This is a genomic window from Porphyromonadaceae bacterium W3.11, assembly GCA_030434245.1.
Classification (GTDB): Bacteria; Bacteroidota; Bacteroidia; order Bacteroidales; family Porphyromonadaceae; genus Porphyromonas_A.
In genome coordinates this window covers 184,563-202,182 of the sequence record JAUISX010000005.1, presented here as the reverse complement: position 1 = coordinate 202,182, position 17,620 = coordinate 184,563, and the positions used below count along the sequence as shown (strand labels likewise).

9 protein-coding genes are annotated in these 17,620 nt (G+C 42.0%); 2 read left to right on the top strand and 7 right to left on the bottom strand.

What is annotated here, in order from left to right:
* Positions 1-406 precede the first annotated feature (406 nt).
* The 6 genes from dnaK to QYZ87_09190 all read right to left on the bottom strand — a co-directional run bounded on the left by dnaK (position 407) and on the right by QYZ87_09190 (position 8,434).
* Positions 407-2,332 (bottom strand): molecular chaperone DnaK, encoded by a 1,926-nt coding sequence (gene dnaK / locus QYZ87_09215; protein MDN4754694.1) that lies wholly within the window; start codon positions 2,330-2,332, stop codon positions 407-409.
* 274 nt (positions 2,333-2,606) lie between these two features.
* Positions 2,607-3,986: a TolC family protein gene (locus QYZ87_09210; protein ID MDN4754693.1), complete on the bottom strand. Its 1,380-nt coding sequence runs from the start codon at positions 3,984-3,986 to the stop codon at positions 2,607-2,609.
* A 20-nt stretch (positions 3,987-4,006) separates the two neighbouring features.
* The gene (locus QYZ87_09205) at positions 4,007-5,146 is read right to left on the bottom strand and encodes an efflux RND transporter periplasmic adaptor subunit (protein MDN4754692.1); all 1,140 of its coding nucleotides are present in this window, start codon (positions 5,144-5,146) and stop codon (positions 4,007-4,009) included.
* A 36-nt stretch (positions 5,147-5,182) separates the two neighbouring features.
* Positions 5,183-6,457 (bottom strand): ABC transporter permease, encoded by a 1,275-nt coding sequence (locus QYZ87_09200; GenBank protein MDN4754691.1) that lies wholly within the window; start codon positions 6,455-6,457, stop codon positions 5,183-5,185.
* 13 nt (positions 6,458-6,470) lie between these two features.
* Positions 6,471-7,757: an ABC transporter permease gene (locus tag QYZ87_09195; GenBank protein ID MDN4754690.1), complete on the bottom strand. Its 1,287-nt coding sequence runs from the start codon at positions 7,755-7,757 to the stop codon at positions 6,471-6,473.
* Positions 7,754-8,434, bottom strand: a complete 681-nt coding sequence (locus tag QYZ87_09190; GenBank protein ID MDN4754689.1) for an ABC transporter ATP-binding protein — start codon at positions 8,432-8,434, stop codon at positions 7,754-7,756. Before QYZ87_09190 ends, QYZ87_09195 begins: the two co-directional genes overlap by 4 nt.
* Before the next feature lie 983 nt (positions 8,435-9,417).
* Between QYZ87_09190 and uvrA the strand changes: the two genes are divergently transcribed.
* Positions 9,418-12,282, top strand: coding sequence for an excinuclease ABC subunit UvrA (gene uvrA / locus QYZ87_09185; GenBank protein MDN4754688.1), 2,865 nt, complete (start codon positions 9,418-9,420; stop codon positions 12,280-12,282).
* Positions 12,272-14,590: a UvrD-helicase domain-containing protein gene (locus QYZ87_09180; protein MDN4754687.1), complete on the top strand. Its 2,319-nt coding sequence runs from the start codon at positions 12,272-12,274 to the stop codon at positions 14,588-14,590. Before uvrA ends, QYZ87_09180 begins: the two co-directional genes overlap by 11 nt.
* 103 nt (positions 14,591-14,693) lie before the next feature.
* Here the strand turns inward: QYZ87_09180 and gcvP are convergent, their stop codons facing one another.
* Positions 14,694-17,549 (bottom strand): aminomethyl-transferring glycine dehydrogenase, encoded by a 2,856-nt coding sequence (gene gcvP, locus QYZ87_09175; protein ID MDN4754686.1) that lies wholly within the window; start codon positions 17,547-17,549, stop codon positions 14,694-14,696.
* Positions 17,550-17,620 lie beyond the last annotated feature (71 nt).

The window sequence follows — 17,620 nt, the reverse complement described above, 5'->3', positions numbered from 1 at the left end:
TATTTTTATTCCTTCTTCTATTCCCCTATTGAGCCAATCATTACATATACCCTAATGTCTCTGAGATCTGAAGATTATTTCGACATATGATTAGAATTAAACATGAAATAGGTATTAGCAAGGCTAAAAAAGAGTTTATAGATGACTCTGTTTACTTGATGTATTTAACCTCAAATACTTTTTGATTCAAGTCATGGTTTTGCACATCTACCCAAAATCCCTTTGAGTACCACAAATATATAAAAAAAATAACATTTTTATCCAGCTAGTATTACAATAACTCAATGAGTTTCATGACCGTTTGTAGGAAAGTTAAGATTAATATATAAAAGAGACGGGGAGCAAGGCGTGCCTTGCTCCCCGTCAGGGTATATATAGTACGCTCATACGAGCGTCGGAAGTATTTTTACTTCACTTCTTCAAAGTCTGCGTCAGTGACATTGTCATCTGAGTTACCAGATTGAGCACCTCCAGTATTAGCACCTGCATTGGCATTTGCTCCTGCTGTTGGGTCTGCACCTGGTTGACCACCTTGCTGTGCATACATCTCCTCTGACATCTTCTGAGCAATCTTATTAAGCTCTTCCATTGCTGTGTCAATAGCAGAAATATCCTGAGCCTTATGTGCTTCCTTCAGTTTAGCTAGAGCAGCCTCTAGTTCACTCTTCTTGTCCGCAGGGATCTTATCGCCCAAGTCAGTCAATTGCTTCTCAGTCTGGAAGATAACACTATCAGCCTGATTGATCTTATCCACACGCTCTTTCTCCTTAGCATCTGCCTCAGCATTAGCTGCAGCTTCTGCCTTCATACGCTCGATGTCGGCATCAGAAAGACCGCTAGAAGCTTCGATTCTAATCTTCTGTTCCTTACCAGTACCCTTGTCCTTAGCACTTACGTTCACGATACCATTAGCATCGATATCGAAAGTTACTTCGATCTGAGGTATTCCACGTGCTGCTGGTGGTATCCCGTCTAGGTTAAATCGTCCAAGGCTCTTATTGTCCTTAGCCATTGGGCGTTCACCCTGAAGGACATGAATCTCTACAGAAGGCTGATTATCAGCTGCAGTAGTAAATACCTGTGACTTCTTAGTTGGGATAGTAGTATTCGCCTCAATCAGCTTAGTCATCACACCACCCATAGTCTCAATACCTAGAGACAGAGGAGTCACGTCCAGTAGAAGGACATCCTTCACATCTCCACTAAGGACACCACCTTGGATAGCAGCACCAAGTGCTACCACTTCGTCAGGATTGACACCCTTAGAAGGTTGCTTACCAAACATCTTAGCCACCATCTCCTGAATAGCAGGGATACGAGTAGAACCACCTACTAGGATAACTTCATCTACATCACTTGCTGATAGGCCTGCATCCTTCAATGCTTGGTTAACTGGTCCCTTACATGCTTGGATGTACTTATCACTAAGTTGTTCAAACTTAGATCTTGAAAGGCTACGTACCAAGTGCTTTGGAATACCATCCACAGGCATAATGTATGGAAGGTTAATCTCAGTATTAGTGCTGCTTGATAGCTCGATCTTAGCCTTCTCTGCAGCTTCCTTAAGTCTCTGAAGAGCCATTGGATCTTTACGAAGATCGACATTCTCGTCCTTCATAAATTCATCTGCTAGCCAGTCAATAATCACGTGATCAAAGTCATCACCACCAAGGTGAGTATCACCATTAGTACTCAAGACCTCAAATACGCCATCACCTAGCTCCAGGATAGAGATATCAAATGTACCTCCACCGAGGTCAAAGACAGCCACCTTCATATCCTTATCGCTCTTATCTAGTCCATAAGCTAAAGCAGCAGCTGTAGGCTCGTTCACGATACGCTGAACCTTAAGCCCTGCGATCTCACCAGCCTCCTTAGTCGCCTGACGTTGTGCATCACTAAAGTATGCAGGCACAGTAATAACTGCATCAGTCACATCAGCTCCTAAGTAATCTTCTGCGGTCTTCTTCATCTTTTGAAGCACCATAGCAGAGATCTCTTGAGGTGTGTAAAGTCTGCCATCAATATCTACACGAGGGGTATCATTTTCGCCCTCAACCACTTTATATGGAAGGCGGTCAGCCTCATCCTTGATCTTTGAGAATCTCTCGCCCATAAATCTCTTGATAGAAGAGACTGTGTGCTGTGGATTGGTTATTGCCTGACGTTTAGCAGGATCACCTACTCTACGCTCGCCTCCATCAACGAACGCTACCACACTAGGTGTAGTACGCTTACCTTCTGCATTTGTAATCACTACCGGTTCGTTATTCTCCAGTACAGCGACACAAGAGTTGGTAGTACCTAAGTCTATTCCAATAATTTTTCCCATGTTCTTTATTATATTTTGTTTGTTATTATTTTCGTTCTTACATGTGTATAGTGGCAAATGATATGCCAACACAGATGACACCCTCAATCAAAGTGACAAAGAGTGCCAAAAATGACATTTTCGGCAGAGTCTCTCCGTATTCACTACCATTGTTATTAGTATTCGTCTCAGACTCTACAATCCCAGAGTTATTAAATGTACCATCCTAAAAAAAGCGGATGCGACATCCGTCACATCCGCTCACAGTATTGTAATTACAATGATAGGTCTATCCTTAATTGGTTAGATCAACAGGGATCTCACCGGTATTAAAGTAAGTCAAGTTTATGGTACGAAGCAATCTAGTATATATAGACTGTAGGTAAGATGCCTGTGCTTGCAACTTACGGTTTCGTGCCTGCTCCCATTCATACGTACTAATACGACCAGCACGATACTCTAGGTCTGCAATATCTAGTGCTTTCTGGCTTAGCTGCAAATTTTCTTTAGATACACGATATTGCTCTTCAGCCTTGAGAAGGTCTGCCTCCGCTAAGACTATATTACGTCGGTCACTATACTGCTGCTGTATGAGCTGTCCTTGTAGCCTAAGCTGTTGGAGCTTGGCTTGCTTGATCTGGTTCCGTACCTGTCCTTTATTATATATAGGAATATTGAGGGATACACCTATATAGCTACGTCCATTGTGTTTCAATTGATCACCAAAATCAGGATTTACCCCTTTAAATCCATCTCCAAAGTTATAATAATAGCTATTGGAATAACCTCCATTAAGAGATAGAGAAGGGATATAACGACTCTTAGCAATCTTGACATCATAAACAGAAAGTTCTAGATCTCTCTGTAATAATGCTGTACGAGGTAAGATCCATTCGTGATTCATGTTATGAGGAGTAGCCTTCTTAAGACTAGCAACAACCGTTTCAGGACTCACTTGCTCAATCTCCAAATCTGTCTCAGAAGTGACACCCATGTCTAGGAGGAGTGATCTTTTGGCACGAGAAACGTCAGCTTGGGTCTCCACAACTGCCAATTGGTCACGACCCATCTGGCTTTCTATCTCAATTTGCTGCGAAAAAGCTACTTTTCCAAGTCTTACCTGCTCCTTGACCTGCTCATAGTACTGCTCAGTAAGGGTTAGATTCTCCTTTGCAGTCATCGCCATTTCTTGAGCCAAGAGTAGCTGAATATAGCTAGAAGCCACCTGTAGAGCAATGTTATCCATAGTCTCAGAGACAATATAATCAGAATTCGCTAAGGCTGCTTTAGTCTTTTGCAATTGGTACCAACGTGCACCTCCGCTGAAGATGGTTAGTTCTCCGCCAATCTGAAAGGACGTATTGGCACTAGATACATCTTGGTACACTTGATTCTTATTCGGTGATCGACCAAATGAGACATTCTCTCCGACAGAAGCATTAACGCTAGGCAGAAAGGCTTCCTTTGATGCTTGATAATCCAAGCCAAGCATATCCACCTGAGGTTGTAAGCTCAGCAATTGTGGGCTATTCTTTTGTGCCAGTTCAATACAATCTGACAGACTTAACTCCCGTCCCTGCACCGAGACCATAGTACTCTTATCTTGTGCTTCAAGCGAACCAAAGCCACAGAAAATGAAGAGGAGGAAAAGGGTTAAAAATTTATTATTCTTCATAATGTCATTCCTTTCCATTATTATTTCTTCGTACTATCCGCAAGCGACAGGCGATTACCTCTCAACTTCTCGTTACCCTTTAGTCCGCTTATGACCTCTACCTTAAGACCGTCTGAAATACCTAACTCTACCTCTTGCTCTGTAAAGTCAGCCTCCTTATTGCCACCATTATTAGCGACAAAGACATAAGTCTTCTTTCCTCGATAACTAACTGCACTTTCGGGAATAGACAGTACATCATACTTACTATCTAATACCACTTCAGCGTTAGAGCTAAATCCAGCCTTAATACCCGTAAGATCATCTCCAGTAAGAGCAGCCTTAACCTCAAATAGTACAGTACCATTCTTGACTACACCTTTTGGTGAAACATACTCCACAACGGCTGGGAATGTACGCTCCTTCAAAGCACCTACTCTGATAATCACCTGGGCACCAACATTCAATTTATTCACATCACTTTCATTCACTTCACCAATGAATAGAAGGTCAGTAAGGTCAGCTATAGAGACTATAGTAGTACCTTCATTGAAGTTATTAGCTTGGATGACATTCGTCCCCACTTTAACTGGTTGCTCTAGGATAGTTCCTGATACTGTGGCACGAACAAGCGTATTATTCTGCTTCTCTGTTCGAGCACTAGATCCCTTTGTGACCAGCTGAAGGGTCTCTTCAGCTGAGTTGAATTCAATCTCAGCACTCTTGTAGTCTGCAAGGCTACGCTCGTATTGCTCCTTTGGAAGAATATTTTGGTCAAAGAGCTGCTTATCTCTCTCATAGATCTCCTTCATCTGCTTCAGTCTCACTTCAGCACTCTCTACCCTTGCAGCAGCATTTTGTACGGTTCCAACATCTGGCACCATCTGAATACGAGCCACTAAGTCTCCTGAGTGCACAAAGTCGCCTGGAAGATGATGTAACTCTGATACAATACCATTCATCTGTGGCTTTACCAAGATCTCATCTCTAGGCTCTATACTACCCGTAAGTACGGTACTCTTGATGATTGAATCATTTTGGGTAGGAGTGACCACTTCGTAGCTGTTACCTTTATCTTTCCCTTTTGTTAGGACAGTAGCGATAACGGCTACCACTACCAGCGCAGCAACAACCCATAGTATTGTGCGCATGATTTTCTTTCCTTTTTTCTGCTTTGCCATTGTAATTATAATATCTGATTAATATGCTTAATATTTTTACTCATCTCTAATTGCATCAATTGCCTTAATCTGCAAGGCTTTATATACTGGTAGAAGTCCTGCTAATACGCCTGCTACTACCATTATCACTACCGAAAGCAATAAGATACCTGGGGTTGGGTAAGGTCGAGTAATATAATTACCCAGTGGTGTCACCTCAGCTAATGACCCTATTCCTAAAGCCACCATCAGACCTAAGATAATACCGAGCATCCCAGCTATAATTATGATAACTAGTGCCTCAGCCATAAATTGCCCTCTGATGTCACTCGGTTTTGCACCAATAGCCCTTCGAACCCCAATCTCACGCTGTCTTTCCCGGACAGTTACCAAAAGAATATTTGAGACACTAATAACTCCTGTAATGAGTGTTCCCATCCCTACGACCCATATCAGGAGATTGATTCCGGTCCCAATCATATCAAATATATTCATGAAGACCTCCATACTCATCGCCATGATTACATTGGAATCCTCAGGGTGAATATTTTGTCGGCGTGCGATAATATCAAACACATCCTTCCGAGCCTCTTCGGTAGTAAATCCCTGCCTTGGGATACCTATGATGTACGTCTGCTTATCATAATTATTCTTGATAGCTAACCCCATTGGGATCTGTACAGAGTACTTGATGCTAAATCCCATATTAAAGTTATCGGAAAAAGGGGTAACCACACCCACCACTCTCATAGCGATGCCTGAGACTTCTATGTAAGTACCTACAATATCGGCAGGATCATCATAGAAATTCTTTGCCATCTCGATACCTACCATGCAGACAAGATTATTGTTATCAACTTCTTCAGGACTCATAGCCCGTCCATGAACTACCACGACCTTGTTGATCTCGGTAAAGTAGTCATATGGTACTCCAGCCACCACAGAACTCTGGCTCTTACTGTTAGCTCTAATTTCCATACTACCCCAGGATTGGGATTCTTCTGTAAAGAACGCAAAGCCAGACACAGTATCTAGAGTCTTATTTTGACTTTTGATATTCAGAAAATCCCTATAAGTGGTAATAATCTGCCGATTAGCCTTATAGCCCTGATAAGGCATGGTAGTTCGCCCAGGCATAAAGAAAATAGAGTTATTAGAAACACCCTCTAGAGATGAAAAGGCGGAGTTCCCTATCCCATTGCCTATACTTATAAGGACGGTGAAGAAAAACATCCCCGCAAAAACCCCTAAGGAAGTGACGATACTGCGTTTCTTATTACTCTTGAGTGTGTACCACAGCTCAGATCTCTGTTCGTTATTGAATAAAAACATCTTAACTTACTTTTTACTTAACATCTCGCATCGCCACAATTGCAGGTATCTTGATAGCTTTGCGGGCAGGACCATATCCTGCTATTACACCTGCAACAATTAGGACAATCAATGCACCAAAAGCGACACCCAAATTGACCTGTGGATTCTCGAATAACTTCATTGTCATCATTTCTCCTGACGTACCTGTCGGTATCATCTGTTGTCCCCAACGATTAAGCGTAGCTAGATAGTCCAGTAAATTAACTAGTCCTACCCCTACTAATAACCCTATCATTCCTGACATGATAGAAAGGAGGAGACTCTCACCCAAAACGAGTGTCATTATATCTATCGGCTTAGCTCCAATAGACTTGCGAATACCAATCTCTCGCATTCGCTCCTGTACAGTTACGTGCATAATATTCGATACACCTATCGTCCCTATACTAAGGCTACCAATCCCCATAATCCATAACATGATTTGGAGTCCCATGAAAATATCATCCATAGTATCTGCCTGATCGGTGCTACTTTCTATATTTATGGCCCACTCATCCTTAGGACTTACCTTTAAGAGTTGTCGTAATACAGCATCTAAGTCCGCTTCTAGGGCCTTAATTTTTGCAGAAGACTTATCGCGAGGATAAATATTGATGTCAGAAATTTTTATCAAGGAATTGGGATAAATACCCAAGTAAGTATTCAGCGGAACATACGCAATTCCAAAGAAAGGATTTGGAGATTTTATAACCCCTACAATCTTAAAGTTCAACCCCTTTAACTTTAGAAGCTCGCCCATAGGGTCATGCCTTTTCCCAAAAAGTTTAGTTACATCAGCATCTGAAATTACTACTACTCGTGCAGCATCATCATGCTCCTGAGCTGTAAATAACCGACCCGAGGTCATCTCTAAAGTATTATATTGCTGTTCCTCCAGAGCTAAAGTAGAGAACCTAAAGTAAGAAGAACCATAATTAGTTGCACCCTCTGAAAAAGAGTTTATAGTAGGGATAACCACTTCTGCCCTGTCTTGGAAGGCTTCTTTTAGATACTGAAATTGATTCTTATTAAGAAAGACAGAACGACCCTCCTGATAACCAGCATACGCCAGCTGTGTCTGCCTTAATTCAATTCCGAGAACAACCTGATCAGCACCTGTGGAGGATACCATACTACGGATACCATTTTCAACCCCCTTACCAGCACCTAGCATGACCACCAGAATGATGATTCCCCATGCAATAGAAAAGCCTGTCAGGGCAGTCCTCAGTTTATTATTTCGGAGCGAATTGGATAGCTCTTGTAGAAATGATTTCATATCTTATCGGTAATTAATCCATCCTTAATATGGATAATCCTATCTGTGGATTCAGCCACACCAGGCTCATGAGTTACGATAAGCATGGTTAGCCTGTCCTCAGTATTAATTTCTCTAAGCAGATTCATCACCTCTATTGTGGTAGTACTATCCAGAGCCCCAGTAGGCTCATCAGCTAATAATATAGCGGGCTTAGTAATGAGAGCTCGTGCCATAGATACTCTTTGCTTTTGGCCACCAGACATTTCGTTCGGTAGGTGATCTTTCCATGCCAAGAGCCCTACTCTATCTAGGTACTCTTCTGCCAGAGCCATACGCTCTTTCCGTGGGACTTTCTGATAATACAGTGGCAAAGCCACATTTTCTGCTGCGGTCTTAAAGGAAATAAGATTAAAAGACTGAAAAACAAAACCGATCTTACGACCTCTAATGTTTGCTGCATCTACTTCCGACAAATCCTCAATAAGTTGCCCATCCAAATGGTAACTGCCTTCATCGTAGGTATCCAAAATACCTAATATATTAAGGAGTGTACTTTTTCCCGAACCACTAGCCCCCATTAGAGAGACCATTTCGCCCTCAAAAACTTCCATGCTTACCCCCTTCAATACATGTAGAGGTTGTGCTCCTGGATAAGTCTTGTGCAGATTTTTAATATCAATAATCGCTTTACTCATTTCTTAATATATAGTTCATTTAATTCAGTTACAAACATTTGGCACCTGATGCAAATGTAATAATTCTACAGTATATTGCAAAACAAACAACCGCCAAAATCTAAAAATCATCAAATCTTTTTTTCTAACCTGACCTACTCCCGTAATTTTTACAGTAAATAAAATAGTTTTTCACTCAGTGTATAGTGGATAAAGACTATCATTTACTCAGTTCGTACTCCGTTGCAGAATTAACCATCACAAAACAGTAACAGTGTATCACATTACTAGTACACGGCAAATGTATGAATAGTTTTTTAAACCACCAAATATGTGAGATAATTATTTATCCAAACTAATGACGATGCACTTGGTTTTTTGGCGTTAAATAGAGATAAGCACATAGATCTAATCCAATATACACAGCGTTGTAAGCCTTACTAAGCACCCTTATTGTAAACCATAATACATTGGTGCAAACATTTTTATGGCGGTAATCACCGACTCGCACTCATTCCAATACACCACAATATAACTCGCATTTGTAGTGTCAGGAATGTAAAATACAAGTCACAATACCAAGTTGATTTTTAGTGACTTAAACGTTAATAACAAAACAAATGACTGACATCATTATAATGCTAGAATTGTTCCTATAGGAAACCGTTCTCCTTGTCATAGGAAAAAAATATGTTTCCTATAGGAAACATTTCTGCTAGACATAACTAAAAAAAAGCTGTACGAAATGGTATCTTTTCTGAATCATTTTGGAATCTCATAAGTGGTTAACTGCAGCTTAGAAACATCCCACCTATACCCTCCATCGTCAACTTAATCTCCTCTATCCTTTCTTCACTCTACGTAGTCTTAAATAGCACATCAACCTCCCTTCAATAGCCTCGATGATTTGATGGCCCTATTATGACGTTCAAATTTCTGGATAGGTCCCTAAATATTGATTACCTTTGCGTGTTAGGCTTGGATGATATTAGGATACTAAGAAGATGAAAATAAATAAGGAGCATATAGGGGATTATCTGGAAGTTGAGGGTGCTCGTGAGCACAATCTTAAGGACATCAATGTGAAAATCCCTAGATATTCGCTTGCAGTAGTGACTGGATTGAGTGGCAGTGGGAAATCCTCATTGGCGTTTGATACGATATACGCTGAAGGCAATAGACGATATTTGGAAACCTTCTCGTCGTATGCAAGGGGGTTTCTAGGTGATTTAGAACGTCCTGATGTAGATAGAATCACAGGTTTATCGCCCGTGATTTCGATAGAACAAAAGACTACAAATAAGAATCCACGTAGTACCGTCGGAACAATTACGGAGGTGTATGACTTCCTAAGGCTCTTGTATGCTCGTACCGCTTCAGCTTACTCTCTTTCATCGGGCAGGGCACTAACAAGCCAAACTGATGAAGAAATCGTGGAGAGTATATTAGAGATATATGCCGGCAAGAAGGTACACCTCTTAGCTCCCATAGTGAAGGATAGAAAAGGTCATTATAGAGAGCTTCTAGAAAATATGCGGAAGAAGGGCTATCTCTATGTCCGTGTCGATGGGAATATGATGGAACTTCGCCCAGGTCTCTCTCTCGCTAGATATCAGAGCCATAGGATTGAGGTCCTTGTGGACAAACTCATTATTGACCCTAAGAATAGTGAAAAGGTTGCTAGATTAAAAGATGCTCTAAGGAAAGCCATGAAACTAGGGAAAGGGCTAATTATGATACAGGGCATCGAGGATGATAATGATTCTCCTAAGTATTATAGTAAAGAGTTAATGGATGATGAGACTGGAGAAAGCTTAGAGGCACCAGCTCCGCACACCTTTTCATTTAATTCCCCACAGGGTAGCTGTCCGAAGTGTAAAGGAATAGGTATGATCCCAGCTCCAGACATGGATAAGATTATCCCAGATCCTAAACTAAGCATCAAGGAAGGTGGCTTGGCTCCGCTCGGAAAGTATCGCCCAAATATGATTTTCAAGCAATTAGAAGCTATCACAGCTCACCATGATACATCTATCAATAAGCCTATTAGTAGCTTTTCTGAGGAGCTGATGGATGATATTCTCAATGGGGTAGATTACACTCTCAAGATCAAACTTGAGAGCACTGGCAAGGTACAACGCCTCTTTGAGTATGAAGGACTGATTGCTTATATGAACAATCTTATAGAAGATGAGGAGGCAAGTAAAAAGGTAATAAAATGGGCCAACCAATTTAATACCTATAAGGTATGCCCTCTTTGCGAAGGGAAGAGACTCAAAAAGACATCTTTGGCCTTTAAGATTGATAATAAAGATATTGCAGAGGTGTCAGAAATGGCATTGCCTCATCTCCTTAAGTGGGTCAAGAATGTCCCTAATGCCATTGAGGAAAGGAAGAAAGTAATTGCGGTTGAGATCGTTAAGGAGATAGTCTCGAGACTAGAATTTCTGCTAGACATGGGACTTGACTATCTGTCGCTTAATAGAACCACGGGGAGCCTCTCTGGTGGTGAGATGCAGAGAATACGATTGGCGACCCAATTGGGTAGCAAACTGGTGAATGTGCTCTATATCCTTGATGAGCCGAGCATCGGACTTCACCAGAGAGATAATACCCGACTTATTAATTCGCTTAAGCTCCTCAGAGATCAGGGTAACTCATTAATCGTAGTCGAGCATGATAAGGAGATGATGCTAGAGGCTGATTATGTGGTTGATATGGGGCCGGGTGCTGGTCGAAATGGAGGAAAGGTCACCTTTACTGGTTCTCCTAAAGAGATGTTGGATGCTGAGACCCTCACAGCACAATATTTAAGAGGCGAGAGAGAAATCAAGATTCCTGAGACGCGTAGAGAGGGGAAGGGACAATTTCTTAAATTGATTGGTGCTACTGGACATAATCTAAAAGGTGAAACGTTGTCGTTACCGCTGGGTAAATTAATTTGTATCACTGGGGTGTCGGGTAGTGGCAAATCTACTTACATTAATGACACGCTATACCCAGCTCTTTCGAAACACTTTTATCGCTCCCTAAAGGAGCCCTTGCCCTATGGTTCGATTGAGGGCATTGAGTTTATTGATAAGGTAGTCCAGGTGGATCAGTCTCCTATTGGTCGTATTCCACGTAGTAACCCAGCTACATATACTGGAGTATTCACGGATATCAGGAACCTCTTCGTAGAGATGCCAGAAAGTAAGATTAGAGGGTATCTGCCAGGGCGTTTTTCCTTTAATGTCAAGGGTGGTCGTTGCGATACGTGTAAGGGCAATGGATATAAAAAGATAGAGATGAACTTCCTTCCGGATGTATATGTCCCCTGCGAAACCTGTAAGGGGAAGCGATATAATAGAGAGACCTTGGAAGTTCGATATAGAGGGAAGTCTATTGCGGATGTCCTGGATATGACTGTTAATATGGCAGTAGAGTTCTTTGAGAACACGCCAAAAATACTAAATAAGATTAAGGCTATTCAGGATGTAGGGCTGGGGTATATCAAGCTCGGGCAGAGTAGTAGCACGCTGTCTGGTGGCGAAGCTCAGAGGATCAAGCTAGCTACAGAGCTGATGAAAAGGGATACGGGTAAGACGATATACTTCTTGGACGAACCGACTACGGGGCTTCACTTTGAAGATATTAGAGTACTTATGAAGATCCTGAATCGATTGGTGGATAAAGGGAACACGGTGGTCATCATAGAGCACAACCTAGATGTCATCAAGGTGGCAGACCACATCATAGATATCGGTCCAGAGGGTGGTGAAAAGGGTGGTAAGATAGTATTTCAAGGAACACCAGAAGAGATGATTCTACAAAATAAGGGGTACACGGCCCCATACCTAAAGGAGGAAATGAGCAATCATGAAGAGTAAAGAAGAGTTACTAGAAGGATTAAATGAAGAGCAGCTACAGGCTGTTCTCCATCGAGGTAGTGATAGTCTGATATTGGCTGGTGCTGGTGCTGGTAAGACGAGGGTCTTGACCACAAAGATAGCCTACTTAATTACGGAGGGGGTAGCTCCATTTCAGATTATGGCTCTGACCTTTACCAACAAGGCAGCCAGAGAGATGAGAGAGCGTATCGCTAACTTGGTGGGTGACAAGATGGCCTCCTGGATCACAATGGGTACTTTCCACTCTATCTTTGCTAGAGAGCTAAGAAAGTATGCGGATAGGCTAGGCTATGATAGTAACTATACCATCTATGATACAACAGACTCAAGGGCGTTGATAAAGATTATACTGAAAGACCTCCAGTTGGATGAAAAAAAGTATAAGCCTAATAAGATTCAATCGCTTATCTCGACAGCAAAGAATGAGGGTATATCAGCTGACGAATTATTTTTCAATCCTGAAGGGGCAATGTTTTACGCCTCTAAGGATATGCCAGCGATGGACAAGGTCTTCAAGGAGTATGAGGAGCGGTGCAAGCGTGCCAATGCCATGGACTTTGATGACCTCTTGCTGAATATGTATAGATTGCTCAAAAATGATGAAGCAGTGAGGGCTGCATTTCATGAGCGTTTTAAGTTTATACTCGTTGATGAGTACCAGGATACGAACCGTGTGCAGGACAAGGTGGTCAAGCTGCTCAAAGCTGAAGATGCCGAAGTTACGGTGGTGGGTGATGATGCTCAGAGTATTTATTCCTTTAGAGGGGCGGTGATTGACAACATCATCAACTTTGGGCAGAACTTTGGGGACGTAAAGCTTTTTAAGCTCACCAAGAACTATCGCTCCACTGGCTCCATAGTGAAGGTAGCAAATAGCTTGATAGAGAAAAATAGGTACCGTATCCCTAAGACTATTGAAGCTGTCGCTGGAGAAGGTGAGAACTTACTCCTCTTCGGTACGAATATAGCTCCGATGGAGGCTCAAATGGTATCTGCTCAGATTTATAAACTGATTGAAGATGGTGCCAATCCCGAAGAGATAGCAATTTTATATAGAACGAATGCCCAAAGCCGTTTATTCGAACAGAACTTAGGGATGTATGGCATCGGTTATCGGATATTTGGGGGGCTCTCTTTCTTTGATAGGAAAGAGGTAAAGGATATTTTATCCTATCTCCGACTTATTATAAACCCTAATGACGACGAAGCCTTTAGGCGTATCTATAATGTCCCAAGTCGTGGGTTTGGGGCAACAACCTTCAATGGACTAGCTCTTGTCGCTAATGATCAGCAGTTGCCTCTGATGTCCGTGGCTAAGAATCCTGAACTGATGAAAGGGGTGGTCCGTGGGGCTGGTATCACTCGCGTCACGGAGTTTGCTACACTTATTGATGAACTTTCGGCTTTCAAGGATGATCAAGAGCCTGATGAGTACCTTAAGAATGTGATCAGGATAACGAAGATTGCCGAGCAGTACAATGATGGATCGGTAGAGTCTCAAGCTAGGTTAGAGAACATTCAGGAGCTCATCAGCACACTTAATGATTATATCAACACGAAATTCGATGAAACAGGACAGACGCCCACTATAGAGGAGTTTGTGACAGAGATGTCACTCTATACTGATAGAGACCAAGAGGATGACGGTAGTCCAAAGATTACTCTTATGACCATGCATGCCTCTAAAGGACTGGAGTATGAATATGTCTTCTGTGTGGGGCTGGAGGAAGGATTAATCCCGAGCGATCGCTCATATAGCGAGTCTGCTATCGAGGAGGAACGTCGTTTGCTTTACGTCGCAATCACACGTGCCAAAAAGTTCTGCACCCTCAGTTTTGCTCGCGAGAGGATGTTACATGGCAAAACTCAAATGTCCTCCCCCACTCGTTTTCTTCAGGACTTTGATGCAACATTGATAGATGACTCTGCTGGGATCATTAAGAAGCGTCGCACTTCTACGGGAAAAAGATCAGCTTATGATCAGGATGATTTGAGGGACAATAGAGATGAAGGAGAGGCTCCAAAAAGAAGGGTTACCAGAATAATCCGAAAGAAAAGTACTAGCTCTGATGGGGTCACTAAAGTTTCGACTCCTACTTCACCTGCTACCAACATCACCTCTTATGAAGACTTAAAAGTTGGAGATATAGTCTATCACGACCACTTTGGTAGGGGTGAGATTCTTGGTTTTTCTGATAGTGTTTCAGGACCTAAAGCATCGATCAAGTTTGATGACGAGAGTACTCGACAGCTCATACTGAAGTTTGCCCGCCTTCGTAAGGAGTAAGTCTCAGCACTTTGATACTAAAAAATTTAAGGGGGTGCCTACATCTTAGCAGGTACCCCCTTAGTTTATATAGTTATAGTAGCCATCTTAAGGCTATTGAGATTTAAAGATCTATATTACAGCAACTGTAAGTAGGGATAAGATTACGGTCGCCATACCCATTATCGATACGACCAACATTAGTCCAATACTTATCATCCTTCAGATACTCCAACGCAAAAGCAGCCTTCTCACGAGAGTATGGGTGCTTCCAATCATCAGATGTGACCTCATACAATGGGTGAGGAGCATTCTTAAGAACATTATCTTCTTGATCAGCTTTGCCATCAACGACCTCTTGGATCTCAGCACGGATAGTTTTAAGAACACTAATAAAACGATCCAACTCAGCTAGAGACTCACTCTCAGTAGGCTCAATCATCAAGGTTCCGTGTACAGGGAATGATAGTGTTGGGGCATGGTAGTTGAAGTCCATCAATCTCTTAGCGATGTCATTCTCATCTATACCACTCATCTCCTTAATTCCACGGCACTCAAGGATCAGCTCATGGCCAATGAAACCATTTTCATCAGTGAAGGTAATACCATAATCATTGACTACCTGAGATTTAATGTAATTAGCATTCATGATAGCTACGGCAGTAGCACGCTTAAGACCTTCAAGTCCTAGCATACGGATGTATGCATAAGTGATACCATACACTACCGCACTACCAAAAGGAGCTGAAGCTACTGGTATCATGTCATGACCATAGTGCAGTGAATGGCTAGGTAAGAACTCAACGAGATGCTTAGCTACACAAATAGGACCTACTCCAGGGCCGCCACCACCGTGAGGTATCGCGAAGGTTTTATGGAGATTCAGGTGACAAACATCGGCACCCATGAATCCTGGGTTAGTGTAACCAACCTGAGCATTCATATTAGCTCCGTCCATATAAACCTGACCACCACACTCATGTACTATGTCGATCAATTGGCGAATCTCACGTTCGAACATACCATGAGTACTTGGATATGTAATCATAGTTGCCGCTAAGCGATCTTTATTCTCAACTGCTTTTTTACGGAAGTCTTCAACATCAATGTTACCATTGTCATCTGACTTAACAATCATGATATCATATCCCGCTAGCGAAGCTGAAGCCGGATTGGTACCGTGTGCTGACGCAGGGAGAAGTACTAAGTTACGATGGCCTTCGCCTTTGCTCTTGAAGTATTCCATGATTACTCTTAAGCCTGAATACTCACCAGATGCACCAGAGTTAGGCATGAAGCTAGCCCCTGAGAAACCAGTGATAGTAGTCAACAAATCCTTAAGATTGTCTAGCATCTCGATATAACCATCTGTTTGATCAGCAGGAGCGTAAGGGTGCATCAAAGCAAATTGTGGATTGCTAAGAATAAATAATTCTGCAGCAGCATTAAGCTTCATGGTACATGAACCAAGAGATATCATAGACTGAGCAAGAGATATATCTCTTTTCTCAAGCTTCTTGATATAACGCATTAACTCTGTCTCAGTGTGATACTTTTGGAAAACCTCAAATTGTAAGAAGTCACTAGTCCTACGGAACTCGTCAAACATATCAAGATGCTGACTTGGAACCTCTGGAGCAGGAACTTCTATGCCCTTAGCTGTCGCAAAGATGTAATACAATACACCTAGGTCACTGTCTTGTGTTGTCTCATCAACGCTGATACCGATAGAACCATCTTCATAGTAGCGGAAATTAACACTACACTCCAAAGCTATCTCACGTATCTTACTTTGTTCTTCTTTTGATAAGCCATTAATGTACAGGGTATCAAAGTAAAACTTATTACCTTGCTTATATCCCATCTTAACTAACCCATCAGAAAGAGTCCGTGCATAGGTATGAATACGACCTGCAATGTCTCTAAGACCATCAGCACCATGATAAACGGCATAGAAGCCAGACATCGTAGCTAATAAAGCCTGAGCTGTACAAATATTGGATGTAGCCTTTTCACGCTTAATATGTTGCTCACGAGTTTGAAGTGCAAGACGGAAAGCAGGCTTATCATTATCGTCTTTTGATATACCGATAATTCTTCCAGGGATCACACGCTTGTACTCATCTGTAGAAGCTAAGTAACCAGCTGATGGACCGCCAAAGTACATTGGGATACCAAAGCGTTGAGCTGATCCAAATACGATATCAGCCCCCCACTCGCCTGGAGGAGTTGTAATGACTAAAGACATAAGATCTGCAGCGACGGCTACTTTTATTTCATTTTCATTAGCCTTTCTTACAAACTCCTTATAGTCCTTTAGTTCACCATTGTCGTTACTGTACTGTATGATCGCACCAAAGAAGTCACTTGAGAAATCGAACTCCTCTGCTTTACCAATGACTACCTCTATACCCCATGGGATAGTCCTAGTTTCGATAACTCTACGAGTTGAATAGAAAATATCCTCTGCGATGAAGAGTTTATTGGCGTCTTTGCGTTTGCGACTACGAATATTCAATAACATACCTGCAGCCTCGGCACCAGCTGTCGCTTCATCAAGAAGAGAACAGTTAGTAAGGCTAAGGCCAGTTAGTTCTGTGATAGTTGTCTGAAAGTTAAATAGAGCTTCTAGGCGACCCTGTGATACCTCTGCCTGATATGGTGTGTAAGATGTGTAGTATCCAGGATTCTCAAGTACATTCCTCTGTATCACAGCAGGGGTGTAGTTGTCATACCAGCCCATACCGATATAAGAAGTAAATACTTTATTCTTATTACCAAGTTCATTGATGTGTTCGATCAATTCGCGTTCGGTCATAGCATCTGGTAGTTCTAGTTCCTTATCTAGCCTGATATTAGATGGGATGACCTTATCAAGAAGCTCATCCACACTACCTACACCAATGCTAGAGAGCATCTTCTGCTCATCTTTGGGGTCACTAACCCCAACGTGTCTGATTGTAAAGTCGTTGGTATTCATAATTATATTATTTCTTAGTAAAAAATATTTTCAAGTCAAATATACATTCTTTTACTCAAAACAACTAGATG

What these genes read in the sequence shown, in the direction of transcription:
- dnaK (MDN4754694.1), bottom strand. Translation starts at nt 2,332, where the DNA reads ATGGGAAAAATTATTGGAATAGACTTAGGTACTACCAACTCTTGTGTC.
- QYZ87_09210 (MDN4754693.1), bottom strand. Translation starts at nt 3,986, where the DNA reads ATGAAGAATAATAAATTTTTAACCCTTTTCCTCCTCTTCATTTTCTGT.
- QYZ87_09205 (MDN4754692.1), bottom strand. Translation starts at nt 5,146, where the DNA reads ATGGCAAAGCAGAAAAAAGGAAAGAAAATCATGCGCACAATACTATGG.
- QYZ87_09200 (MDN4754691.1), bottom strand. Translation starts at nt 6,457, where the DNA reads ATGTTTTTATTCAATAACGAACAGAGATCTGAGCTGTGGTACACACTC.
- QYZ87_09195 (MDN4754690.1), bottom strand. Translation starts at nt 7,757, where the DNA reads ATGAAATCATTTCTACAAGAGCTATCCAATTCGCTCCGAAATAATAAA.
- QYZ87_09190 (MDN4754689.1), bottom strand. Translation starts at nt 8,434, where the DNA reads ATGAGTAAAGCGATTATTGATATTAAAAATCTGCACAAGACTTATCCA.
- uvrA (MDN4754688.1), top strand. Translation starts at nt 9,418, where the DNA reads ATGAAAATAAATAAGGAGCATATAGGGGATTATCTGGAAGTTGAGGGT.
- QYZ87_09180 (MDN4754687.1), top strand. Translation starts at nt 12,272, where the DNA reads ATGAAGAGTAAAGAAGAGTTACTAGAAGGATTAAATGAAGAGCAGCTA.
- gcvP (MDN4754686.1), bottom strand. Translation starts at nt 17,549, where the DNA reads ATGAATACCAACGACTTTACAATCAGACACGTTGGGGTTAGTGACCCC.